This window comes from Nostoc sp. CALU 546 (assembly GCF_048836525.1).
This window is the reverse complement of record NZ_JAWJTF010000058.1, coordinates 35,606-59,471: the sequence shown is the minus strand read 5'-3', so window position 1 is coordinate 59,471 and position 23,866 is coordinate 35,606. Positions and strand designations below refer to the sequence as shown.

Annotated in this window: 21 protein-coding genes and 2 pseudogenes; 9 read left to right on the top strand and 14 right to left on the bottom strand. The window is 42.1% G+C overall.

All coding sequences use genetic code 11. The features are described from left to right. Nucleotides 1-115: 115 nt before the first annotated feature. Nucleotides 116-3,652 carry an NB-ARC domain-containing protein gene (locus tag RRG12_RS25270; protein WP_420761049.1) on the bottom strand — a complete coding sequence of 1,179 codons (3,537 nt, stop codon included), beginning with the start codon at nucleotides 3,650-3,652 and terminating at the stop codon, nucleotides 116-118. 389 nt (nucleotides 3,653-4,041) lie between these two features. On the opposite strand from RRG12_RS25270, the gene RRG12_RS25265 reads away from it, so the two are divergent. The 4 genes and pseudogenes from RRG12_RS25265 to RRG12_RS25250 form a co-directional block, all read left to right on the top strand. Beyond that, nucleotides 4,042-4,422, top strand: a complete 381-nt coding sequence (locus tag RRG12_RS25265; protein ID WP_069072923.1) for a hypothetical protein — start codon at nucleotides 4,042-4,044, stop codon at nucleotides 4,420-4,422. 355 nt (nucleotides 4,423-4,777) lie between these two features. Next, nucleotides 4,778-5,008 carry a hypothetical protein gene (locus tag RRG12_RS25260; protein ID WP_420761048.1) on the top strand — a complete coding sequence of 77 codons (231 nt, stop codon included), beginning with the start codon at nucleotides 4,778-4,780 and terminating at the stop codon, nucleotides 5,006-5,008. Between the two features lie 768 nt (nucleotides 5,009-5,776). After that, nucleotides 5,777-5,890 (top strand): annotated as a pseudogene (locus RRG12_RS25255) (integrase); the annotation flags it as partial. Between the two features lie 39 nt (nucleotides 5,891-5,929). Continuing rightward, nucleotides 5,930-6,010, top strand: a pseudogene (locus tag RRG12_RS25250) (transposase-like zinc-binding domain-containing protein); the annotation flags it as partial. A 324-nt stretch (nucleotides 6,011-6,334) separates the two neighbouring features. Here RRG12_RS25250 and RRG12_RS25245 read toward each other — a convergent pair. Continuing rightward, the gene (locus tag RRG12_RS25245) at nucleotides 6,335-6,631 is read right to left on the bottom strand and encodes a hypothetical protein (RefSeq protein ID WP_420761047.1); all 297 of its coding nucleotides are present in this window, start codon (nucleotides 6,629-6,631) and stop codon (nucleotides 6,335-6,337) included. A 454-nt stretch (nucleotides 6,632-7,085) separates the two neighbouring features. On the opposite strand from RRG12_RS25245, the gene RRG12_RS25240 reads away from it, so the two are divergent. After that, nucleotides 7,086-7,859 (top strand): MlaE family lipid ABC transporter permease subunit, encoded by a 774-nt coding sequence (locus RRG12_RS25240; protein WP_069072925.1) that lies wholly within the window; start codon nucleotides 7,086-7,088, stop codon nucleotides 7,857-7,859. A gap of 157 nt (nucleotides 7,860-8,016) precedes the next feature. On the opposite strand, the gene RRG12_RS25235 is transcribed toward RRG12_RS25240, so the two are convergent. Further along, complete coding sequence (locus tag RRG12_RS25235; protein WP_420761046.1) at nucleotides 8,017-8,463, bottom strand: hypothetical protein; 447 nt, start codon at nucleotides 8,461-8,463, stop codon at nucleotides 8,017-8,019. A 393-nt stretch (nucleotides 8,464-8,856) separates the two neighbouring features. Between RRG12_RS25235 and cruF the strand changes: the two genes are divergently transcribed. Together cruF and cruG are read left to right on the top strand one after the other, a co-directional pair. Beyond that, nucleotides 8,857-9,765, top strand: a complete 909-nt coding sequence (gene cruF / locus RRG12_RS25230; protein ID WP_069072927.1) for a gamma-carotene 1'-hydroxylase CruF — start codon at nucleotides 8,857-8,859, stop codon at nucleotides 9,763-9,765. A 157-nt stretch (nucleotides 9,766-9,922) separates the two neighbouring features. After that, nucleotides 9,923-11,149, top strand: a complete 1,227-nt coding sequence (gene cruG, locus RRG12_RS25225) for a 2'-O-glycosyltransferase CruG (RefSeq protein WP_420761045.1) — start codon at nucleotides 9,923-9,925, stop codon at nucleotides 11,147-11,149. 73 nt (nucleotides 11,150-11,222) lie between these two features. On the opposite strand, the gene rnhA is transcribed toward cruG, so the two are convergent. The 9 genes from rnhA to RRG12_RS25180 all read right to left on the bottom strand — a co-directional run bounded on the left by rnhA (nucleotide 11,223) and on the right by RRG12_RS25180 (nucleotide 20,153). Continuing rightward, nucleotides 11,223-12,131 (bottom strand): ribonuclease HI, encoded by a 909-nt coding sequence (gene rnhA, locus RRG12_RS25220; protein WP_420761044.1) that lies wholly within the window; start codon nucleotides 12,129-12,131, stop codon nucleotides 11,223-11,225. Between the two features lie 71 nt (nucleotides 12,132-12,202). Further along, nucleotides 12,203-13,408 (bottom strand): glutathione S-transferase family protein, encoded by a 1,206-nt coding sequence (locus RRG12_RS25215; RefSeq protein ID WP_420761043.1) that lies wholly within the window; start codon nucleotides 13,406-13,408, stop codon nucleotides 12,203-12,205. A 404-nt stretch (nucleotides 13,409-13,812) separates the two neighbouring features. Continuing rightward, nucleotides 13,813-14,463 carry a DUF938 domain-containing protein gene (locus RRG12_RS25210; protein WP_420761042.1) on the bottom strand — a complete coding sequence of 217 codons (651 nt, stop codon included), beginning with the start codon at nucleotides 14,461-14,463 and terminating at the stop codon, nucleotides 13,813-13,815. 141 nt (nucleotides 14,464-14,604) lie between these two features. Next, a complete protein-coding gene (locus RRG12_RS25205; protein ID WP_420761052.1) occupies nucleotides 14,605-15,078 on the bottom strand; it encodes an RNA-guided endonuclease InsQ/TnpB family protein in 474 nt (157 codons plus the stop codon). Between the two features lie 28 nt (nucleotides 15,079-15,106). Beyond that, on the bottom strand, nucleotides 15,107-15,850 hold the full coding sequence (locus RRG12_RS25200; protein WP_069072932.1) for a M50 family metallopeptidase: 744 nt from the start codon (nucleotides 15,848-15,850) through the stop codon (nucleotides 15,107-15,109). A gap of 292 nt (nucleotides 15,851-16,142) precedes the next feature. After that, nucleotides 16,143-17,024, bottom strand: a complete 882-nt coding sequence (locus tag RRG12_RS25195; RefSeq protein WP_069072933.1) for an FHA domain-containing protein — start codon at nucleotides 17,022-17,024, stop codon at nucleotides 16,143-16,145. Between the two features lie 411 nt (nucleotides 17,025-17,435). Next, on the bottom strand, nucleotides 17,436-18,158 hold the full coding sequence (pgl, locus tag RRG12_RS25190; RefSeq protein WP_420761041.1) for a 6-phosphogluconolactonase: 723 nt from the start codon (nucleotides 18,156-18,158) through the stop codon (nucleotides 17,436-17,438). Between the two features lie 479 nt (nucleotides 18,159-18,637). Continuing rightward, nucleotides 18,638-19,381, bottom strand: a complete 744-nt coding sequence (gene rph / locus RRG12_RS25185) for a ribonuclease PH (RefSeq protein WP_069072935.1) — start codon at nucleotides 19,379-19,381, stop codon at nucleotides 18,638-18,640. Between the two features lie 148 nt (nucleotides 19,382-19,529). Next, the gene (locus tag RRG12_RS25180; RefSeq protein WP_420761040.1) at nucleotides 19,530-20,153 is read right to left on the bottom strand and encodes an adenylate kinase family protein; all 624 of its coding nucleotides are present in this window, start codon (nucleotides 20,151-20,153) and stop codon (nucleotides 19,530-19,532) included. Between the two features lie 343 nt (nucleotides 20,154-20,496). Between RRG12_RS25180 and RRG12_RS25175 the strand changes: the two genes are divergently transcribed. Together RRG12_RS25175 and dcd are read left to right on the top strand one after the other, a co-directional pair. Beyond that, the gene (locus RRG12_RS25175; RefSeq protein WP_420761039.1) at nucleotides 20,497-21,033 is read left to right on the top strand and encodes a P-loop NTPase family protein; all 537 of its coding nucleotides are present in this window, start codon (nucleotides 20,497-20,499) and stop codon (nucleotides 21,031-21,033) included. Nucleotides 21,034-21,127: 94 nt separating this feature from the next. Then, nucleotides 21,128-21,697, top strand: coding sequence for a dCTP deaminase (gene dcd / locus RRG12_RS25170; RefSeq protein ID WP_420761051.1), 570 nt, complete (start codon nucleotides 21,128-21,130; stop codon nucleotides 21,695-21,697). Between the two features lie 309 nt (nucleotides 21,698-22,006). On the opposite strand, the gene RRG12_RS25165 is transcribed toward dcd, so the two are convergent. After that, nucleotides 22,007-22,867 (bottom strand): Rpn family recombination-promoting nuclease/putative transposase, encoded by an 861-nt coding sequence (locus tag RRG12_RS25165; RefSeq protein ID WP_420761038.1) that lies wholly within the window; start codon nucleotides 22,865-22,867, stop codon nucleotides 22,007-22,009. An 87-nt stretch (nucleotides 22,868-22,954) separates the two neighbouring features. Then, on the bottom strand, nucleotides 22,955-23,677 hold the full coding sequence (gene thyX, locus RRG12_RS25160) for an FAD-dependent thymidylate synthase (protein WP_069072943.1): 723 nt from the start codon (nucleotides 23,675-23,677) through the stop codon (nucleotides 22,955-22,957). Nucleotides 23,678-23,866 lie beyond the last annotated feature (189 nt).

Sequence of the window (23,866 nt, the reverse complement as noted above, 5' to 3'; positions counted from 1 at the left end):
CTAATTTGCGTATACAGGCAACAGGAAAGAAGGCTTCTTAGTTGTACTGAGTTTTTTCAGAAATCAAATATGAGTCCTATAGTGCAATTAAAGAACATTATGATTAGTTAACCAATTAATCTTCAACAGCACCCAATTCTTTAAGTGTATTTTTTTGTTCTTCCCCTAGACCGGAAATACCCTTGATATTCATTCCTTCATAAGGTCTTTTTGACATGAGTGTTTTGATACACTCTCCAGTTTTGACATTCCATTGCTTAATAGCTCCATCCTGGGAACCACTATACAAAGTTCCATCAGAACTAAAGGCAACAGAACGAACCCAATTACTATGTCCTTGCAAAATAATCAGACGTTTACCTGTGTCAATATCCCAAATTTCTATAGTGTGATTAACACAAGCACAGCCAATAATCTTACCATCAGGACTAAAAGCAACAGAACGTATCCAATCATTATTGACTAAAATTTTGGAACATTCGCCAGTCTGAACATCCCATAGCCGTACTGTTTTGTCATCACCGCCACTAGCTAATAGCCCTCCAAATTGCCCTTGAAAAGCAACAGACCATATTCGCATAGTATGTCCTTCCAAAACCCGAATACATTCCCCTGTATGAACATTCCATAGCCGCAGTGTTTGATCATCACTTCCACTTGCGAGAATTTCACCATCAGGGCTAAAACTGATAGACTGCACCCAATTTGTATGTCCGTGTAATGTTTCAAAGCATTGGCCAGTCCTAATATTCCATAGCTTAATGTTGCAGTCAATACTACTACTAGCTAGAATTTGACCATCATAACTAAAAGCAATAGAGCGGATGCGATCGCTATTTTGCAAAACTTTCACACACTGTCCACTCAGAGTATCCCAAAAGCGGATAGTTTGGTCATCACCGCCGCTAGCTAATAGTTCCCCAGGAAGCGGACTAAAAGCAACAGACCAAAGTCGGCCAGCGTGTCCTTCCAAGGTGCTGATACATTGGTCAGTCTCAACATCCCATAGCCTGACGGTTTTATCATCATTACTACTAGCAATTATCTTCCCATCTGGACTGAGGGCTAAATCGTGTACCCAATTAGTGTATCCCTGCAAGATTTGGATGCATTGATAAGTCTCGATGTCCCAGAACCGAACGGTTTTGTCATAGCCACCACTAGCGAGTGTTTTTCCATCGGGACTAAATGCAACAGAGAGAATAGAATTACTGTGCGCTTCTAAAGTTTTTAATAATTTCCCTGTTTGAATATCCCAGAGTTTCACAGTTTTGTCGTCGCTACAACTGGCAATAATCCCTCCTCCTTCTGAAGAAGAGATGGGACTCAAGGCTATAGAATGGATTAAATTGGTGTGTCCTGACAAAGTGTTTAATAACTTCCCCGTTTTAACATCCCAGAGTTTCACAGTTTTGTCGTCGCTACAACTGGCAAGTATTTCCCCATCAGAACTAAAAACTACAGACTGGACTAATTTGGTATGTCCCTTAAGAGTTTTCAAACATTTACCCGTTTTTACATCCCAAAGCCTAACAGTTTGGTCAGCACTACCACTAGCGAGTATTTTTCCATCAGGGCTAAAGACAACAGAACGAACAAAATCATTATGATCTTCTAAAATTTCCCAGCATTTTTGGGTATCTAGATCCCAGAGTCTAATGGTTTTATCACTACTAGCGCTGGCGACAATTTTGCCATCATGACTGAAGGCAACAGACCTGACCCAGCTATTATGTCCATCAAGTTTCATCAGTTGTTTTTGGCTATCAACATCCCAAATTTTCACAGTATGATCATCACTACAACTGACTAAAGTTTTACCATCGGGACTAAAAGCAACAGTTCTTACCCAGTTATCATGTGCCTTCCAATGAAATAGTTGCTCACCATAAGTAGCTTGCCAAAAGCTAATTCGACCATCAGCGTCACCTGTCGCAACAATTTCTCCATTTACAGGGTTAAATGCCACTGATAAAATACTATCGAATATTCCTGTAAATACAGATTTAGATAAATCAGAGTTAGCAAAGTTGACATTATGCAAGTTTACACTTACTAGGTATGCTTGCCATATCTTAAAATTGGAAAAATCACACCCATTTAAATCAATTCCTTGATGACAAAGAAGGTTAATAATATTCCCACCAGCATAGCCTGATGTCAAAGGAGTATTTACTTGCAAGAATTTTATTATTTTTAAGAGATGTTCTTTAATTCGGTCTTTATTACCAAATCTATTAATTAGCTTTTCAACAACTGGTACTAAAATCAAACGAATTTGGGCATTTCTGACCTTTCCTTCTGTCTGCGCTTTGAGTAAAGCGTGGCTTTTTAACAAGGAAATATTTTCTAAATTAATCTCAGAAACAATTTCTTCACAAACCTGGTTAACAAATTGGCTAATGATATATTCCATCACTACAGCTTGAAGCATGAATTTCGCCAAACCCTTCTCGTTAAAAATTAGCGATCGCCGCCGCAGAGATTCTAAAGCTTCTATTAATTGTGGTTGTGATGTAGTTGAAATAATATCTGCTTGTAATTCGCCAAAAGACGTAGGCTTGCAATTAATTCCTAGCCAGTATAAAATTTCCTTTTCTAAATTCGATAGCCGATTAAACTGCTGTTCTAGAAGGTTGCGAATATCTCCAAATAATACGGAAATATCACAACTAATGAACTCTGATATATTGCTACCAAAAACTTCTTGAATCGTATTGCAAACGATTTTTAAAGCTAAAGGATTACCTGCATATTGATTAATTAACTTGTTCCAGTCTTTCTCTGAACCCAGAAAATCACCTTTGCCTACAAATATGCTTTTTGCAGCGATCTTTTCTAGCCCACTTAGCTGCAATGATCGAACTTTAAGATTATTCCCTTCTAAGGTGACGATTTCTTTCGGACTTTCACGACTAGTTAAAATCAAACAGCTTTGATGAGGCATTTCCCCAACTTGCCGGAAAAATTCTCCATATTCTTCATATCCTTCTCGATATTGTCCGACATAATCACCTCCAAGTAGGACTGACTCAACATTATCCAGTACCAATAAACAGCGATGTTTCCGCAAAAAGGCAATCAATTGCGAAATTCCTACTTCTTTAGGCTCATTCTTTTTAGAGAAAAACTCAATCAGGTCTGCAAAAATCTCCTTAACAGAGGGTGCATGACGTAGCGATCGCCAGATAACATACTCAAACTGTCCCTGAATTTTCTGTGCCAGCTTAATAGATAAGGCTGTTTTACCAATTCCCCCCATCCCGAATATTCCCACCAGTCGGGAACGATCTTTATTTACCCATTCCTCTAAAACCTCTAACTCCGACTCACGCCCAAAGAAAACCGGGACATCAGGCGCTTCGCCAAAATCATAACAGGATGAGGCATTAACTACTGTTGATAACTGATATCTTTCCTGGAAGATACTCCTGATTACCTCTAATTTCCCAGGAGTACTCCCAGCAATGTCAAACTTTTGGTAAACCGAACCAAGTCGCTTTCGCACTGCGGCTGCACTAATTTCGAGAGTGGTTGCAATAGATTCTGCCGTTTGGCCAGCTAAAGCTAGAAGTAAGGCACTTACCTCAGCCTCAGATACGTTGTGTTCGGCTGTAACCGCTCTCAAGAAACTTTCAGGAATTTCCGTCATGAAGTAAATTTCTCCAGCCAAAACTATTTATATATATATGTGAGGTAGATGTGAGATATATCTCTACTTATTTATCAAGAAAGGCTGTTTTCCTCCTGCCTCCTGCCTTCTGCCTCCTTCAACGGGTTTCCCATTCCCTAGTCCCGTGCCTTGGCGTAGCCCGTCGTAGACATCGCCTAGCATTTATACACAAAAGCGTATTGACAAGCCACTACTAACTATACTCTAAATTATCAATTGTTATCAACTTGTTAATTCTACTTATCAACCTGATTGACAAGATTAATCAAGTAAATGTAGAATCTATAACAATAAATGTAAAATCGATAACAAATTAGGTGTGAATCGCGAGGATAGCTGAAGTAACTAGCACTGAGGTACCCCACATTATGCCAACACCTGAAACTTCAAATTCTGCTCAGGAATTATTTGAGTTGCTTGAGAAAGATATTCTTGCCTGTCACACTTGCAAGGATGGAATAATTGAAGTGACTATCCGCAAGATCGGAACCGAAGAGTTTGAAGTGCGTGTCATCTCCTTCCGAGGTTCTTTTCGTTGCGTTCATGCGGATCTAAATAGGTATTTAGAGGAGTTACCGACAGATACCCAAAGTCAGATATCTATCTATCGCGATCGCTTTCGAGTGGGATTGAGGGGATTGTTAAAAAAGGGGTTTGGATTACTCAGCCTAGACTTTTCTAAATGCAAGAAGGGAAATACCGCGCCGATATTTGGCTTGATGGTATCTGAATTGTTGGATATTGACTGATTTTAGTTGTTTTTGTTGATTGCTCTAAGTAAGTAGGTGAGAATAAACCAAATTATGTTACGAAACGTAAATAGGCTTAAAACCCTTATCAATGACTAATGACTAATGACAAAGGACAAATGACAGCCCCCACCAGTTAGTTTTAATTGCACCGACTTACTTAGCTAATTACCAGCTAGTTATTTCATCTCAAGTTTTAGAGAAACAGTAGAAAATTGTTTTCGTTCTTGAGGTGAACAAGTGAATAATTTTCCAGCCCAAGAGAGTCTAGGAAAAGACTACAACAGGGTTGATATGGTACTAAAAAGTGCCACGTCAACCCTGTTATTTTGTATTTATTTATCAGGAGGAAAACATGGATACGAATCGTCACAGCTTTTTATTTCGTTTGACTTCCCAGTTCATTAAATATTTTGCATTGGGATTATTTGGTCTAGCGATCGCTTACGTTTTGTCAGCTATTTTCGGAAGCTCACATATTGCGATGAGTCTACTACCCTTTGTTTTCTATTGGGTTATTTTCCGGTGCGGACTTATTCTTCTTTGCTTAATCTTGACGACAGTAATTTTGGAATCTGTTCGTTAAAATATCACAAAGAATATTCGACTTTCACATCTTAAATCACTCTCAACGAATATCCTCATCTACTCAACATGAACAATATTGCTGCTAGTGTGAAAGGGTGAAAGTCTGAATTCCTTTGCAAAGCTTTTTATAGCTGTGAAAAATTTCGTTTAAGGTTGTTTTCTGGCTACTTTTAGTTTATGTTCTACTAACTAATTTTTGTAGCAAGGGTGGGAGTGGATGATTCTCAAACTGGTATATGAGGCTGCGCTTGATTTATGTAGAGGTAATACCCTGCGGTAATCTGCTTTGCATCTACATGAATTTACCCTACAGCGGAGTTTTTGCTAAGTCCTCTATGCACATATTCAAAAAGAAATAGCATGAGAAATAAAATCGTTTAAAAGTTTAGAAAACTGTACTTTTAATTTCGGTTTTTTCACATTTAAATTGAATTATTATAGAACTCCTATTTGATTTTTGAAAAAACTAAATACACATCTATTCCCTTCTTTCTGTACCCTGTTCCCTCCCTACACAAGTAAGTTAATAAATCCAATCTAATTCCTATATATTCCTCTTTCGTAAAAAAATGGGTAAAATCTTAATTCTTCTTTGGCCATAAGAAATAACGTCGAATTCTGTATTGGAAATATAAACAAATATTCGACTGTTAATGAACATAACTCTACAGAAGTAATACTTTTGAAATTATCTATCCAAAGTAGTAAAGTAGATAAATATTTTGTTAAAAAGTTTCTAAGCAAAGTAGTAAAATATTAATTTATTAACGGCAGTTATGATGCAAGCACTCTGGACTGGTCAAAGTTGCGTTATCAGCATACTGCTGCGGTTAGGTCAGTGCTGATGGAAAAATACAGCCCTGCGATCGCTAATCAAATCGGCGTTGCATAATAGAGTGATAAATTGAGGTTATCTACTGTGCAATGTCCATACTGTGGATATACGGAAATCCAGAAGAATGGAAAGCGAAGAGGTAAGCAAAATCACATAAAATCAAAAACCCGGTCATTAAGACCGGGTTTTGAGTGGAAACAATGGGGCTATATTCCCCGAAGGTTAGTTATAGAGGTTCAGTATAATATCGATGCTCTTGATATGTACTACCACCCCATTGGTATCGATTCCGGAAAATTAACTAAGAATTTTTGAGTAGCCTTCCTTCGTCTCCCAAGATACAGCAACTAACTGGTAGCGTCAGCGTGTAGGATAGAGAAATATTAATTTTCCTACTTTTGCTGATGAACAATGGATTTGGTAGCTGGCAAGAATGGCTAACAGTATTCGCCTATCTAGGTTTCACTGTCTTCATTATCTGGCGGGTGTTTACCGCCGAGAAGAATTAAAAAAGCTGCATACCATCTCACCAGGGGCTTTTTGCTCAAAGGGCAAAACAGTCCCGCTCTCTTGAACCTTTACTCGTTCACGACAATTGTAAACCTCGGTGGGTCTTTTTACTCCATCTACGCTAACGGTTGCCCTGTATTCCCAATAATTTTTGGCACTTCGGCTAATACTGAGAATGCAAATCTGGTGGCGTAAACCGTCGTAGACATCGTAATTGCGGCATACAGATGCAAAAGCCGGATTTACCACGGAGAAAGGCAGTATTAATAAGAACATACATATTATGTATTTAATTCTGTTCATAAAAAATTATTTGGAATTATTTGGCAATATTATTAAATTTTTAAACCCTTTTAGTTGAGTCAATTACTTTTCCCAGTTTGATAGACCAGAGATTTTAACTCCCTAGCATACAAAGCATCAGAACCGCAGCAAAAAAAGCTCACATGTTTTATGTACTATTTTCGGCTAAAGTTTACTAAGCTAAATTGAACCATCCCCAAACACCTCCTCTACTTTGAGGATAAACATCTAGTGCGTCTGTTCATGTACCATACCCTAATACCAATTCCTAATATCCTGCGGGAAGCAACACTTTTTACGTCTACGTAATTGAGAAAGTCAGATTACATCTGGCTGAGTTTCCGCCATTTGTATCTGTATGTAGTCTTATTTTGGAGAGTTTAAATAACCTAATGTGCAAAAAAAGTCAGTCGTAAGGACGATAAAATTGCAACCAAAAACAAATTTTGAGCAACCTTGGATTACACGCTGTTTTGCAGCAGTATTGCTTTTCGGTCAGGTGTGGCTACATTTACTCCAAGGAAAAACTTACTATCGCAAGATTCTGCAACATCTGGTGACTGCTGGCCCAGGTTCTATCTCTCCAGTTCTACTTGTCAGCGGTTTTGCCGGTATGATTTTTACTATTCAGACAGCGAGAGAATTAGTCCGATTTGGGGCTGTCAATGCTGTGGGAGGTGCTTTCGCCTTAGCTTTTTGCAGAGAATTGGCTCCAATTTTGACCGCTAGTATTATGGCTGGACAAGTTGGTTCTGCTTTTGCAGCAGAAATAGGTGCAATGCGAGTCACCGAGCAAATTGATGCACTTTATATGCTCAAAACTGATCCTATTGATTATCTAGTACTTCCTAGAGTAATTGCTTGTTGTTTGATGGTGCCTTTGATGACGGTTTTGGCTTTAGTTACGGGCATCATCGGCGGAGTTTTTGCTGCATCACAGTTTTACAAAATTATTCCCGAAACATTTTTAGAATCAGTTAGAAATTTTTTACAACCGTCAGATTTGTTTATTATTTTGCTAAAAGGATTTATTTTCGGAGTGCTGGTTGCTGTCATTGGCTGTAGTTGGGGTTTAACTACTAGAGGGGGAGCAAAGGAAGTAGGAGAATCGGCAACAAAAGCAGTTGTTACTAGTTGGGTGTCAATTTTTATTATGGATTTTTTCCTCTCTCTAATGCTATTTGAACAGCCTGCATTTTGAACTTAAGTATTGAAAAACAAGAGAAGAAAAATATTCCCGACTTGTTTAAGAAGTTGGGAATCTGAGCTAAACAGTAAGTTATGGGTAATGTAATAGTGATTCTGAAGCGTTGGCGCAGCCCAACCCAGGCATTGCTAGCTTTTTCGGTTATATTTGATCACGTTAGCGGAATTTGGGAATATATTAACTTGTAAATTAGCGCACCCAAAGCTAAACCTCCCAATGAAAAAATAGATGCAGTGTAAAAGGCTAGTCCTTCCCTAAGACCCGCTCTTTGAAAATCTATCCTGACTAATATAGTCGCTGAAATGATGAGTAAGGTATCAAGAAATACTCGAAACCAGGCAATCATGATAAAGAATAAGAAAGCTGCTAAGACGGCAACGCCGAAAGACCTGGTATTTGATTGAAGCAAAATACTGTAGTAATATGTCATCTTTGGCCAAGGAGCAGTCAACGTTACTATTAAAAGCAAGATAGCAACTACAGTTGCCACCCACACAAACAGAGGGGCACGTGTTTCAGATATTACCCAGCCCAAAGTACTGTAACTCAGCAGTACTAGCGCCAGCGACACCCAAGGAACTCTTTTCAAAATTGACATGGGTTTATATTTCTAGTACAGGGTCAAGATCCCATAACTAAGTCTAGTAACTCAAGACTTTATTTTGCTTGAGGGCTTGCTCAGTTGATGATGGTTGTTCTCCCTCAAAGATATCCCAGTATAAAAGGAGTTTTTCACGATGTGGCTATCAATGAGACGAGAAACTAGAAGTTATTGGAGATGAAATTATGTAGATTTTGACTATATGGCTTAGACTAGTAAGTTTAACATCATATTTCTTATAGCTTCAATCAATAGGCTGTTATGCTGTTCCCAAGAAAGCCAAACAAGTTTGTCGAGAATTGCGGTACAAAGTAGTTAAATATGTTGTTAAACATTTGTAAACTGTTAGCAGCCGAGTAGCCGCGTGTCACATCTTGTTAAGGAATTATCATGAGACAACTTGTTATTGCTGAACGCGTATGCCTCATTGGTCATATCGTGTCAAAAGCCTTTGGACTGGTAGGGATGCTACTGGTAGTACCTAATGCCGAAATAATTTTCAACTTATCGCAGGTTGGAGAAACTGCCATACAGTTAAGTATGGCTGGTGGCGGTGTTGTTGATATTATCTTGGGGACGGTAGCTGTTTCTATTTATGCCTACCGAACCTTGGGATTAGGAAATTGGCTAGCATTTATGCTGCCTGCTGTGTTTATATCTTTGGGGAGTGAACTTCTGGGAACTAGCACAGGGTTTCCATTTGGTGATTATAGCTACTTAAGTGGCTTGGGTTATAAGATTGGCGGGCTAGTTCCTTTCACTATTCCTTTATCTTGGTTTTATGTTGGGCTGTCGTCTTACTTAATTGCTAGAACTGGCTTGAAAGTAGCTCAAAAACCCAGTTGGGGACGCCATATTGCTGCTATTGCCGTTGGTGCTTTGCTCTTTACTTGCTGGGACTTTGCTCTTGAGCCAGCTATGAGTCAATCTTCTTTGCCTTTCTGGTATTGGGAACAACCAGGAGCTTTCTTTGGGACACCATACCAGAATTATGCAGGTTGGTTTGGTACTAGTACACTGTTCATGAGTGTGGCAGGATTATTGTGGAGAAACGCTTCGATTAAATTAGAGCGATCGCAACTCAATCTGCCTTTAGTCGTTTATTTAACTAACTTTGCCTTCGCCGCCGGACTCAGCTTGGCAGCTGGATTCTCTATACCTGTATTGCTCGGTTTATTGCTAGGTGTAACTCCGGCTGTGGCGCTGTGGTTAAGGAGTTCAACCACACCCGCTCAAGTTACTGTTGAACCAGTAAGCAAAGAAGTATCAGTAGCAAAAGTTGAAGTTGCCTTGAAATAAGACGATAAATTAAGGAGTGGGGAGTGGGGGAGATGAGGGAGATGGGGAAGACAAGGGTAATAGTCAATGCCCCATGCCCCATGCCCTATGCCCTATGCCCTATGCCCCATTTCTAATGACCAATGACCAATGACCAATGACCAATGACCAATGACCAATGACCAATGACAGCGCTTTGATAGTAGAAAGCGCTATCTCCCTTTTATTGCTACTTATCCAGTTACCAGCAACGGCAATTCTATTTTCGCGCCTGTTAAAGGGGCCAAGACGCCATCCTCCAATAGAACCCCAACAGCCGACACCGGAGCTTTTGGGTAAAGTTAGCGTCGTGGTTCCCACACTAAATGAGGCGCTTCGCATTAGCCCTCTGTTGGCTGGTTTAAGTCAGCAAAGCTATGAAGTTCGAGAAATTATGGTTGTAGATAGCAAGTCTAGTGATGGTACTCCCGACTTGGTAAAAGCCTCACAGCAGAAAGATCCGCGCTTTCGCATCATGACAGATGATCCCTTACCCGATGGTTGGGTAGGGCGTCCTTGGGCGTTGCATAACGGTTTTCTATATAGCTCAGAGGCTAGTCAGTGGTTTCTGGGGCTAGATGCTGATATCCAACCACATCCTGGTTTAGTGGCTGGTTTGGTGAAGACGGCTGAAGCACAAGGCTATGACTTGGTTTCCCTTTCACCCCAGTTCATTCTCAAATATCCAGGAGAATGCTGGCTACAACCCGCTTTGTTGATGACTCTGCTTTACCGATTTGACCCAGCGGGGATTAATGCAGAGCAGCCAGAACGGGTTATGGCTAATGGGCAGTGCTTTTTGTGTCGTCGCTCCGTTCTTGCTGCTGTGGGTGGTTATAGCAGTGCGAGAAGTTCTTTTTGTGATGATGTCACGTTAGCACGGAATATTGCTATCCAAGGGTATAAAGTGGGCTTTTTAGATGGCGCAAAGGTGTTAAAAGTACGGATGTATGAAGGGGCGATGGAGACGTGGAAGGAATGGGGGCGCAGTCTCGATCTCAAAGATGCAACTTCTCGTTCTCAGTTGTGGGGAGATTTATGGCTACTCACATCTGTTCAAGGTCTACCCCTTTTAATTGTCCTCACTTACCTGTTGATTTCTTCCCTACTCTCACACTTGCTACAGACGGGATTAATCGCGTCTCTACCCATCCCTACACTTCTCCTGCTGGGACTGAATTTATTCCTGCTGGTGATTCGCTTTGCTATGCTAATAGCGATCGCACCTTCTTATGATCGCACAAACGCTAAAGGCGGCTGGTTATTCTGGCTTTCCCCTTTAGCCGATCCCTTAGCTGTGCTACGAATCTTCTTATCTGCGTTCCGCACCCCCCGCGAGTGGCGAGGACGCAAGTATAGTGGTTAGTGATGAGTGCTGAGTGAGGACTTAGAAATAAAATTCCCCATTCCCCACTCCCCACTCCCCACTCCCCATTCCCTTAATCCTCTTCACCTCCTACTTGATCCCCACGTTCCAATTCCCAAAGAATTTGATTTCCTTCACGACGTACCCGTGACACTATCCAGTTTCGCCAACGCCATTGATCTCCACGACTAGTGACAGCGCTAGCGTGGACATCCATCAAGTCTGCTAACTCAGAACTGGTGATTAAGTAGCCTTTTTCAGAAATTTCATCAGCAATACGCAGAGTTTCGACCAAGCTGCGGAGTTGCGAAACCCTCATTTCTGGCGGTTTTTCATCTGTTGCGGCCGTAGTTGGGCCAGTTGATGGTTCCATAACGGTTATTTCTGGTGCAGAAGTACTGATTTCTTGCGGACTTTGGTTAGTTATTCTAGAGTTTTTTTCATAATCAGCTACTTTTGCTACATTTAGTTCATTTTGGGAAGGTAAAGATTTGTAAATATTTTTGGAAGATAATTGTTGCAGAGAAGGGGTTTTGCCGCTGGCGTATGTGCGAGCGATCACATCACAACGTTCGTTACCTATGTTACCAGAATGTCCTCGGACGTGTTGCCATTTTACCTGTTGGGTATTGAGTTGATCCAAAATTTCTAAAAGGTCTTGGTTTTGGACTGGTTTACCATCTGATTTTTTCCAGCCTTTCATTTTCCAGCCTTTCACCCACTTGGTAACGCAGTTAATTAGGTATTCGCTATCGGTATGCAGGGTAATGGGTTGGGTTTGTTCAGATGTTTGCAAGAATTGGAGGGCTGCGATCGCAGCTTGCATCTCCATTTTATTATTAGTGGTATGAGGGGATGCATCGCCCATTTCGTGGATTGAACCATCGCTGAAGTAGACAACAACACCCCAGCCGCCAGGGCCAGGATTGCCGGTGCAAGCACCATCGGTGTATATGCTTTGAATTGTGGGTTGGGTGGACATGGTTAGGGTATCGAACCGCGAAGGACGCTAAGGCAAGAGTTATTAGCGGCGAATTTTTTTAACAGTATATTTTACTTGATGGCAAAGTTAGACGGGTCTTGATCTCGTCGATGCTTAGTGGGAATGGGGGCTGGCTGTCCATCACCCGCAAGGGCTGCGGTTTTCTCCAGAGATTCCCTCAATCGCTTGGCTGCGTAGATAGACATGTCTCGTGGTACATTAATGCGATCGCGCAAATATCGGAGAGCGACATCAGATCCCGATGGAGGTACACAGTCTTCACCTGTCATCATGTGTGTTAAAGCACAACGTAGCGCTTGATCAAACAATTTATCATCTAAGGGGTTGACTCGGATAATATTGATGCGGTGTTCGATAGTTCGTTTAAGAGCTTCCATACGAGAATTTTCGGGTTCTGGATAAGCAACATCTGGTAGCCCAAACCAGGGGCCGTTATCCACCCGCGCTTTATTGATAAGCATCTGGGGTTCGCCGTTTTCCCAACAACCCCCCATCTGAGGCGGCAAATCATGTACGTGGGTGTGAAAGTCGCTTTGGGTACCGCAGTAGGTAGGTCGGCTTTCCATTGCGGCAAACCATGCGCTCAAGCGAGGGTTTTCCTCTCGTAGGGAGTAGCCCTTGTAGTAGTAAAGGCTCGCATTCATCCGTTCGACATAAGGTGTAAAAATGACATCGACGATGCCGAAGCTATCTAGAAAGTAAGGGCTTGGGGTGCGACCCAGAGCCTCCTCGACCTGAGCCACCACTCCGATAAATTGTTCTCGGTTGCGTTGTTCTTGTTGAGAGGAACCGACTCTAGAACACAGCCAAGTGCACCAGGCTCTAAATAAAAGTCGTTCTAATTGACGTAGAGGAAGCACCATGCGGTCTTCCATCCCTTGGTTCAATGGATCAAATACCTTTTCCAAAGCGATCAAAATGTCATCGCTTTCCTTAATAATCCGTCCATCTAGCTCGATCGCGGGGAGCATTCCTGATGGTACTTTACGTTTGTACCAACTTTCTTTCTCCCCATAGCAAAACATTGTCACTTTTTCGATCCGATAGGGGATTTGTTTTTCCTCTAGCCATAACCAAACTTTTTGACAGTAAGGACACCAAGCGTGGTTATCGCGATACAGCGTTACCCGCACATCAGATTCGGACTGACCAAACAAGCGCAACCTGGCTTTAGCGTTGGTGAGACCATTAACCGTATCTATTTGATAGTCCGTGAGGGTTTCTAGTTCTTCCCAGCTTAAGGGTGCGGTAGTCATAGGGTGAGTTGCGTAGGGCAATACTTAGGACAATTCTGTACTCTACAATATTTTCAATTACAACAAGGCTTAATTTAACCGATAGGTTCGCCCATCACTGAAAATGTTTTCACCATCCATAATTACCTTTATTCCCAATACTTGTCGGTTAAGGGGAAAAGGGGAAGGTGGGGCCCCCTCTGGGGATAAGGGGCGGGGGAAAGGGGAAAGAAAAAACCTTTAACCTTTACCCTTTAACCTTTTCCCTAAACCAAATTCCGAGTTAAAAATCCTTAACCGAGCAGTATTGCCTTTATTCCTTCTTCCCAGTCCCCAATCCCCAGTCCCTTACCTCTACGAGTGATTCAGAAATCAAAGACGCTCGTTCGCGTAGCGTGTCGTAGACAAGACTTGCTACCGCTTCGCTATCGGATTGCTGTAGAACGTTGAAACACTACTGAAAGATTATTTGCTGGCATTTGGTAAATCTGTTTCAAGGTGAGATTTTGTGCGCTAGCTACTGCTACAACATCATCCAAGTTACGTACACCCCACTCTGGGTTTTCGGCACGTAAATATTCGTCAAAAGCTGTATTACTTGCTGCTTCTAGTTTTCCACTTTGTTTGAAGGGGCCATACAAATAGAGGATACCTCCTGTTTTTAAGATACGACCTGCTCCTGCCATTAACCCCAAACAGGCTGACCAAGGTGAAATGTGAATCATATTGATGTTGACGATGGCAACAATTGGCTTCTTAGAGAGCCAATCAAATGAACTATTCTCCACTACCCAAACTGGTTCTCTGACATCAAGATGTTGCGGTGAATAAACGTTATCACATACATTGTGTTCAGTCCATGCAATAATGCTAGCTCTTGATTGTGGATTTGCATCTGTTGGCAGCCACAAACAATCCCTGAGCCTGGAAGCAAAAAAGACTGCGTGTTCACCAGTTCCACTTGCTATCTCTAAAATAGTGCCACTCTCCGGCAACACTTGTAAAAGTACTTCTAGAATTGGTTCGCGGTTACGCTCGGTTGCTGGTGCGTATTGTCGTGCGTCTTGCGGTATCATCTTTAGATTAATTTGTGAATTATCTGATCGAATTAAGCTTCTACTTGAGCCAGGAAAGTGCTATGGGGAACCTGTAGCGATCGCGATCCAGAAAAACTCGGAACAATAAAGTTCATCAGTAGTAACAACAAGGTTAGTGAACTACCCACACTGACCTGACGGTACAGTGTGGGCTTCCTGTCCAGCAGAAAGCGCAGTAGTAGATTTCTTGCGTCCTCTGTTACTCCGACTTACATCTGGGCGACAGGCTTTATCCCCCATTCCAGAGGTCAAAATCCGTAGTCCTTCATCTCGAAGGTTAATACTGGCGTTAATATCCCTATCATGCTTAGTTTTGCAATTCTCACAAGTCCAGAATCTTACATCAAGAGGTAAACGACCAACTTGATTTAGGCAAACATGACAGGTTTTGGAACTAGGGAAAAATCTATCTACTTCTTGGTAAATCTTTCCTTCCATTTCTGCCTTATATTTCAGCATTGTGCAAAACATTCCCCAACCAACCTGATGGATGGATTTAGCTAGGCAGTGGTTTTGCATCATGCCCTTAATATTAAGATTTTCGACCACAATTACTTGGTTTTCGTTAACTATCCTACGAGATAGTTTGTGCAGAAAATCTTTTGATGATGCCTCTTACTCATTACTCCGAACGATAGGCAACGCGGAGACTTTGGACTAAAATCACCAGAGATGCGATCGCCATCAACCCGCCCCAAAACCAGTAAGGTAAAAGCAAATACCTCTGCATTTGCGCTGTATCAGAGAGTCCAAGGGAACCAGCAGAACTACTAAATAGATAATTAAGTTGATGGAAGGTACTCACACAAGCTTGTACACCCAAAAATTGAATAGCAAATCCTTGTGCCCAACGAGGTGCTTTCAGGGCGATACCCAAGATTATTAAACCCAACAAAGGAATTGCTACCAATCCAAACCAGGAACGTACCCAAATTAAGGTGGAAAATAGCAAAAAACCGCCTAAAATTTTCAAACTCAAAGAAGCTGCTCTAAAACTGCGGGAAGCCAGAATCAAAGCTGCACCGGCAAGAGGCGGCCCCATTGGCCCTGCGGCTGCAATCAATGCCAGACCAATTGGCCCCAATGACGATCGGATGCTATAAGTTGCAACACCGGAACCATTGCTAAAAATCTCTAATTGCCGGAACTGTCCCCCTAATAGGAGTGCCATTAAGCCGTGACCCATTTCATGAAACCAAGTTGCCAGAATTGTAAACGGGTATAAGATATAATCTCCTCCTGGTACTTGCCACAGTAAAGCAGTTGCGATCGCTGCTGCAATTAGCCAGGTTAGCCCCATACGTTCAACAACTGGCGGGGCTTCTTTGGTGAGCAAGGTTTCAAAATTTTTACTTGGTTCCCTCATAGGTCACTCAATTTTGGATTTTGGATTTTGGATTTTAGATTTTCTGAAAAATTCACAATCTAAAATTGGCAGTGTATTTTCATCCATCCTAGTGTAATTATTAAGGTAATGGAGTTGCTGGGCAATGCAACAATTCGCACCTCGAAGCGACGGCTGTGAACTATGGCGCTATCAAAAACAACATAGTTATCCGTCGCTTGTCCGATGCGGTTTATTTGTTGATCCTCCCAAAGGGATGCCGGAGGGTGGGCAGAAAATGCTTAGACTGATGTCACAATTGATCAAGAATCAGTTAAGCAAGTTGAAAGAGGAATGTCATTAAGTCTCCTTTACCCAAACTGATGCGATCGCCTGGTCGCAAGCGATGACGGTTTCCTGGTAAAAGTGGCAAATTATTAATGTAAGTACCATTAGAACTTCCCACATCCTCTACATAATGAGCATCTCCCTCAACGCGAATATCTGCATGAATCCGCGAGACAATTTCTGAATTGGGAAATCCTGAAACATCTATATCTGGGGGAATCCGGTCATTGGACTTGCCAATATGAATTACAGAGAGATTTTGCGGCAATTCAATTAGCAAATCGCTTTGAACGTGGATTAACTTCGCTGTAACCTGCTGCAATTGCGTTCTGGCAGCAGTTACAGTTGGTGCTGGTGCTGCTGGCGCGGGTACTTCGGCTTCAGGGGCGGGCGCTGGTTCTAAGGGTGGTGGAGTAGGAATACTTTGTATAGAGACTACAGGTTGAGCTGCAACGGTTTGTGCCAGTTCTGGAGGGCTACTGTTTGAAACAGATACCTGTGGCGCTGGTTCTGGGGGAACTGCCACCTCTGTTGGTGGTAAAGATGAGCTAGGAGGATGGGAGTTAGTAGAACCGCTTATTCCCAAGGAATCTGGTTGCAAAAGTTCTAACAGTGGATCTGGTGGAACTAACGCTGGCACTTCCACAGGAACATCGGGAGTAACTGTTGTAGCTACTGTTGCGGGATGAACGTGTGGAACTCCTGCTGAATGAAGGTTATAGCCACACTGACCACAGAATGCGGCATCTGCTTGCACAGTTGCCCCACAACTGGGACAGTTAGTAGTTGCGGGTAACGGTGTATAGCAAGCTTCACACTGGACAGCGCCATCAGGGTTGGGATGATTGCAATTAGGGCAGACGATCATCGATATTTAGCCTTTGTTCAAGATCATCATAGATATAAGTAGTAATCTGTCAAGTTTAAATTGATGGGTAAGCAAGTTCGTAGTAAGGACTTTAGTCCTTATTTTCTAAGCACAAAGTGTGCTTACTACAAACCCTCAAAATTAGCTTGACAAAGTAGTAGGACTGGCAAGCAGAAGGCGGCCCTAGTTTTAGATTCTAGCAATTACTGCTGATAGAACGATGAATTGGATACGGGAAGCAGGGAAGCAAAGGAGTAGGGGAGTAGGGGAGTAGGGGAGTAGGGGAGCAGGGGAGAAGGGGAGCAGGGGAGCAGGGGGGAAGTTGCAGTAAGTTTTTCCCCTCTGCCCCTCTGCCCCTCTGCCTCTTTCCCATGCCCCATGCCCCATGCCCCATGCCCAATTCCCCATTATTCAATGTTGGAGTTCCAAACCTGCTGCCGCATCTAGCAGCCACCAAAGTTCACCTTGGGGCTGAATTAAGCGGGATGGGTAAGTGAAGTCATCGGCTACAGGTGCAAAGACTTGCGCTAAAGCTGGTCGTTTATTAGCACCAGCAACCAGAAAAATCACGCTACGAGCAGAGTTGATGAAGGGGTATGTGAAACTTATTCTGGGGTTTCCGTCTTTGTTACCCACAGTCACGAGGCGATCGCGTACTTTAAGAGCCTCTGTATGGGGAAACAAAGATGCGGTATGTGCATCATCACCCATTCCTAGTAATACTACATCCAACGCGGGGAACTCAACCCCAGAAGAATTGAAAAATTCTTTGAGATGTTTTTCATACTTACCAGCAGCCAGTTCTGGATTGGCTTCTAAAGTTGGTACGGGGTGAATGTTAGCCACTGGGATATCAACACGATCTAGCCACGCACGACGCGTCATTAGCTCATTGCTATCGGGATGATCTGGTGGTACATAACGCTCATCCCCCCAGAATATATGAATTTTATCCCAAGGTAGTTTTTGAGTAGCGATCGCTTCGTATAACGGTTTAGGTGTACTGCCGCCAGATAAGGCAATGGTAAACCGCCCACGCTGCTCAATGGCAGTTTCTAATTTGGACAGAATTAATTTTAGCGCTCGTGCAACCAGCGCTGGCTGATCCGGTAGAACTTCAACGGTTTTGTTCATGGCTTCATCATCATATTGCTGGCTTCTGGCAATACAATACCGAACTTATTACAATCCTCCTTTTTAACTTTTGAAACATTTAACATCACAGATTAGGTAGGCTGGAAAAATCTAGACACTCCTTATCACCTTCAATGACAAGTTGTCAGTAGTCAGTCGCACTAACTACTAACTATTTTCATGATTATTTTTATCGAGGAAGGCAGGAGGCAGATAGCGCAGCGTTAGCGAGTCCGTGAGCGTCGGGCAGGAGGCAGGAGGAAAACTGCTCTCTGTCTCCTGTCCGTGACCGGTCTAAAACCCCGCCGTCTACACGGTGCTTACAATTTGGTTGGGGTTTTGAATCCCTTTTCCAAATTTTGCCTCCTGCCTCCTGCCTCCTGCCCCCTGCCTCTTTCAATTACATCCAGTTACTTGATACTTTGTTGATTAACACGATCAAGGATGCATTTATTAATTCTTATTAAAAATTAATAAAACTAATTAATCACAAACAATGCTTCCGAGTTAGCGATCGCTTCACGTTGGGCAATTAACAATTCCTGAATTCCTTTTTGGGCGACATCTAGCAATTGATCCAACTGAGTGCGGCTAAAGCTTCCTTCTTCGGCTGTTCCTTGGACTTCAATTATTCCCAAATGTTGATTCATCACCACATTAAAATCTACGGTTGCAGCCACATCTTCGATATAATTCATATCCAAAAATGGCTCTCCCTCCAGTAATCCTACGGAAACTGCTGCTACCTGTCCACATAAAGGCGATCGCTCCAACACGCCCTCTTGCAATAATTTAGAAACTGCATGAGCCAATGCCACAAATGAGCCTGTAATGGCTGTTGTCCGGGTTCCAGCGTCGGCTTGCAACACATCGGCATCCACAGTCAACGTGTGTTCTCCCAGTGCATCAAAATCCACTGCTGCACGTAAGCTGCGTCCAATTAGACGTTGAATTTCTTGTGTCCGTCCAGATAACTTCAATAGTTCCCTTTCTTGGCGTTTTTGGGTAGCAGATGGTAGCATTCGGTACTCAGCAGTTAACCAGCCTTTACCAGTTCCTTCGAGAAACTTCGGAACTCCCTTATTAACGCTAACGGTACAAAGTACCTGAGTATCACCACATCTTGCGAGGACAGAACCGGGGGCAAAGCGGGTGAAATTAGGGTAAAAGCTGATCGGACGTAGTTCGTAGGGAAGACGGCCATCAGGACGCTGCCAAGCCATTGGATTTGCCTCAAGTTTTACAATACTGCCTTAAGATTACCTTAGTGTTGTAAGTGGGCATTGGGCATTGGGCATGGGGCATTGGGCATTGGGAAGAATTTTTCCTAACTCCTAACTCCTAACTCTCAACTCCCCCACTCAGCACTCTTCAAGGAATTGAAAGTAGAGTCAAAATATTTTGCTGCACCATCTCTGGTGATTGGTCGCCGTTGATGGTCAACAAGCAGCGACGACGATCATAATATTCTAGGATGGGAATGGTGCGATCGTAGAATAATTCTACACGGCGCTGCACGATTTCTGGTTGGTCATCTGGTAGCGATCGCCCCAAAGATCGACTAACCATTACTGCTTCTGGAACTTGGAGATAAATTGCCCAATCTAGCTTTTGCCCTAAATCATCTAATAAAAAATCTAATTCTTCAGCTTGGAAGGCAGTACGGGGATAGCCTTCTAACACCCAATCGCATTGAATATCTGGTTGTCTGAGGCGAATTCGGATCAATTCAATGATCATTTCGTCTGGAACTAACTCCCCTTTTTGCATATAGGGTCGTGCGTGATATCCTAGTTCACTCAGGCTAGCGTAAACCGAAAGAGAAGTTCGGGGATCGGCTTCCAACCATCGAAATTCTGGCAGGGGTTGATCGCCAGATATTGCTTCCCGTAAAATCTCACCTGTAGAAATCAGAGGAATCTCAAAGTATCTGCAAAGCCTTTGTGCTTGAGTGCTTTTCCCCGATCCTGAACCTCCCAGAATCACCAATCTCACAACAATTTACTCCTCATCCTGTCAAATTCACTACTTGCTAAGTCTGTTTTGCCCAAACAACCAGGAAATCTAACATTTAGCGCTTTTCAGACTTATGCCTAGCTTTTTGAAATAATTGGAACTGTAACTCTTATGTTTTCATTTTTACAAGTACTTTCAGAGGAAAGACAAAAATTTACATCAAAACAACTCTTGACTTCAACACAAACGTAGTGATTGACTAAGAATGCAATTTGCCAAATCCACCATGCCTCTGAAAAACAAATTGATTATACAGATAGATTTGCAATAATTCGCGTCAGCAATAACTCTTAACATATTGTATTTTTTTAAACTTAACCTTATGGTTGCCCAACTAGAAACTCAAAGTATCAATTCAACCTTGACCCTACCATATCCAGTTGAAGGGCTAGTGCAAGTTTTTACTAGCTCCCATCGCAATTTTTTTACGAGCGTCATGGCTCAATCACTGAGAATAGCTGGACAAGGAACGCCAGTGTTAATAGTGCAATTCCTTAAAGGAGGTATTCGCCAAGGACAGGAAAGACCCATACAATTAGGACAAAATTTAGATTGGATTCGGTGTGATTTGCCTCGTTGTATCGATACACCACATCTTGATGATACGGAAAACAAAGCCTTACAAAAGCTGTGGCAGTATACACAACAAGTAGTGTGTGAGAGTAAGTATTCTCTCGTAGTGTTAGATGAGTTAAGTTTAGCGATTAACTTTGGTTTAATTCCTGAAACGGAGGTTTTAACGTTTCTGGCAAAACGCCCTCCCCACGTCGATATCATTCTCACAGGGCCAGAGATGCCAAAATCTCTCTTAGATGTGGCAGATCAAATTACAGAGATTCGTCGCAGTTATCGACCTTGAAACATAAATACTCAGTTCGTGCTAACATATCAAGTCTGTTTAAATTAATGTTAGTAGCGAACTTGTGATTAAGAACGATATCTGGATTACTAAAATGGCTCAACAGGGTTTGATTTCACCCTTTGAGCCAAGCCTAATCCGAAAAGTGCAAAAAGATGAGTCTGTAGCAGTTCAACCCGTAATTAGCTACGGTTTGTCTTCTTATGGCTACGATATACGCCTTTCCTCAGCTGAGTTCCGCATATTTCGCCACATTCCCGGAACTGTAGTTGATCCCAAAAACTTTAATCCCCATAATCTAGAGCCAACAGCACTGCACACAGATGCAAATGGCAGTTACTTTATTTTACCTGCTCATTCCTATGGACTTGGGGTTGCTCTAGAAAAACTGGAGGTTCCTGAGAATATTACTGTAATTTGTATTGGAAAATCTACGTATGCACGTTGTGGGATAATAGCAAACCTAACACCTGCTGAGGCTGCATGGCGGGGTCATTTAACTTTAGAATTTTCCAATTCTTCCAGCGCTGATTGTCGTATCTACGCCAATGAAGGCGTGGTGCAATTGCTATTTTTAGAAGGGGAACCCTGCGCTATTAGTTATGAAGCTCGTCAGGGTAAATATCAGGATCAGCAAGAAATTGTGACTTTGGCTCGTATTTAGACTGAATGATATCTAAAAAACTTTACACAAAAATAGAACTTAAATCTCTTTTGGCAAGTCTGAGTTGCTTTGCAACTTGGACATAATCCAATACGAGAACCTAGAAAAGATTGACATCCTCACCGACTTAAAGACGCGGTGATTCTGGAGTAATGAGTAATAAGTAATAAGTAATGAGTAATGAGTAATGAGTAAATACCCATTTTTTATCCACTCATTACTCCTTACTCCTTACTCATTACTTTAAAGCATTGCGTGAAGCACGGGGCTTTAGACCCAATTCTTTGGTAAACTAGCTTCGGGCTTTCTTCATCGCATTTCTAGCCAAATCTGTAAATCGGACAAACTAGTAAAATCTAACAGTGCTTCACTTAAATCTTCTAGAACAAGCAAAGGTAAACCAGAAATTGAGGAGCGTATTTCTTGAGAAAGTTCCCCAAATCGCTTAGTCAATTGCCGGAGAATAAGATTAGCTGTTGCTTCCTCCCGTCCTTCCTCCCGTCCTTCCTCTCGTCCTTCTTCCTTGATTTCTCGGTAAACTCGCGTTTCCTTAAGTGTGATTCCTAACATAGACTCTACCTCCGCTTGAGTTAATTGTTCAAATCGGTACACCATGATCGTCGTTATTAATTCAATTATGGCGCGACTCGATGGTGATACCACTTCTTGAGTAGTTCTTGTTAATAAATACCTTGCTTCTTCTGGTGCTTGTTCTTCATCCACTGTAGTTAATACCATCAGCGCCACCCATATAGGTAACTGACGAATATCCCCTAATTCATCTAAATACACCCGATGTATTTGTTCGCCGTTCAGCAATGAGCGGTGAGGATGAATATTGCTTTGCTCAATACTGCGTGACGGGTAAATTATCACTGCTTGCCAGTCGCTAAATCTGGCATAGTTGCGGTAGAAATATAACGAAGATTCAGCCCATACTCTTTCATAAAGTTGTTCATCTTTCTGGAACTGCACCTCACAAAAATATACAACTCCAGCACCATCGGTTTCCGGTGGTAGAAATACTCCATCAATTTCAAATTTCGGCTCTTTGACGGCGACTGAATCAAAACGATAACTATCTGCATTATTTGGAGGATTGCTCAATAGCTCAAACAGCAAGGTTGGAGACTGTTGAAACAGTTTGTAAAATATTGAGTCTCGACGCATGAAAGCATTTTACAAATTTTTTATAAGAAGAATTCAGAACTCAAAAGTCAGAATTGAGAATTCAGTATGAATTGCCCCAAAATATGATTATGGTGCTAATCTCGCTTTACCTAGACGCTGCTTTTCATACCATTGTGCGATCGCAGGTGCCCAATCTTCAAAATGAGGCCACATCATTTCACACAACTTTTGAATTTCCAGTTGAGCATCTTTCTTATTTCTCAGATCACAAAAATGCAAGAAAGACCTTAAATTAAAACTAACTACAAAATGCTGGCGATAATCAAAAGGCACTTTACCTCTTGCGTGTTCTTCAGACATTCCAGCCTCAAAATCAGCTTTATATCGTTTAGCTGCTTCTAGACACCACTCTAAGTCTGCTGCTCGTTGCTCTGGCGAATAATAGTATTTTTTGCCTTGTCTATCAGTGTAATAACCAACGGGACGTAGGTAAAAAACATCTTCTATGTCTTTCTTGCCTTCTACTACATCAATAAATTGGTTGCCTGTGTATCTAAAAGATTGGACATCGAATGATACGCCTACACGATGAGTACGAGCCTGCTGCATCACATTGTGGGGAAAGTAACCACAGTTGAAAACAATCTGAGGATGTTCTAGAGGCCCATAGTGTCCCCTCTCACCTGCTAAAAGTCGCTTAACAATAACTTCGCCACTTTGTGACTCCGAGGGCCAGGAGTCGCGCTCATCAAACACGAACCCATCAGTATAGTCCTGGTGCATCGCGGCATAAATCACCTGCTGCGGGTTTGGTGTTTTGGCAATAACCTCTACTCGAAATCGATGCATTAGCTTATCGGGAACAGATTTGTGAATGAAAGTGCTTACGCAGAAGGAGCGGAACCTGTTTGTTAGACATGGCTTTGAACTCGATCCACTATCATATCTCTGGCTTGGATTTCTACTTGAGCAGATTCAGATACTTTACAAATATTAATAAGTTTGTTACAGTTGTTTACATAAGAGAAAACCAAAGGA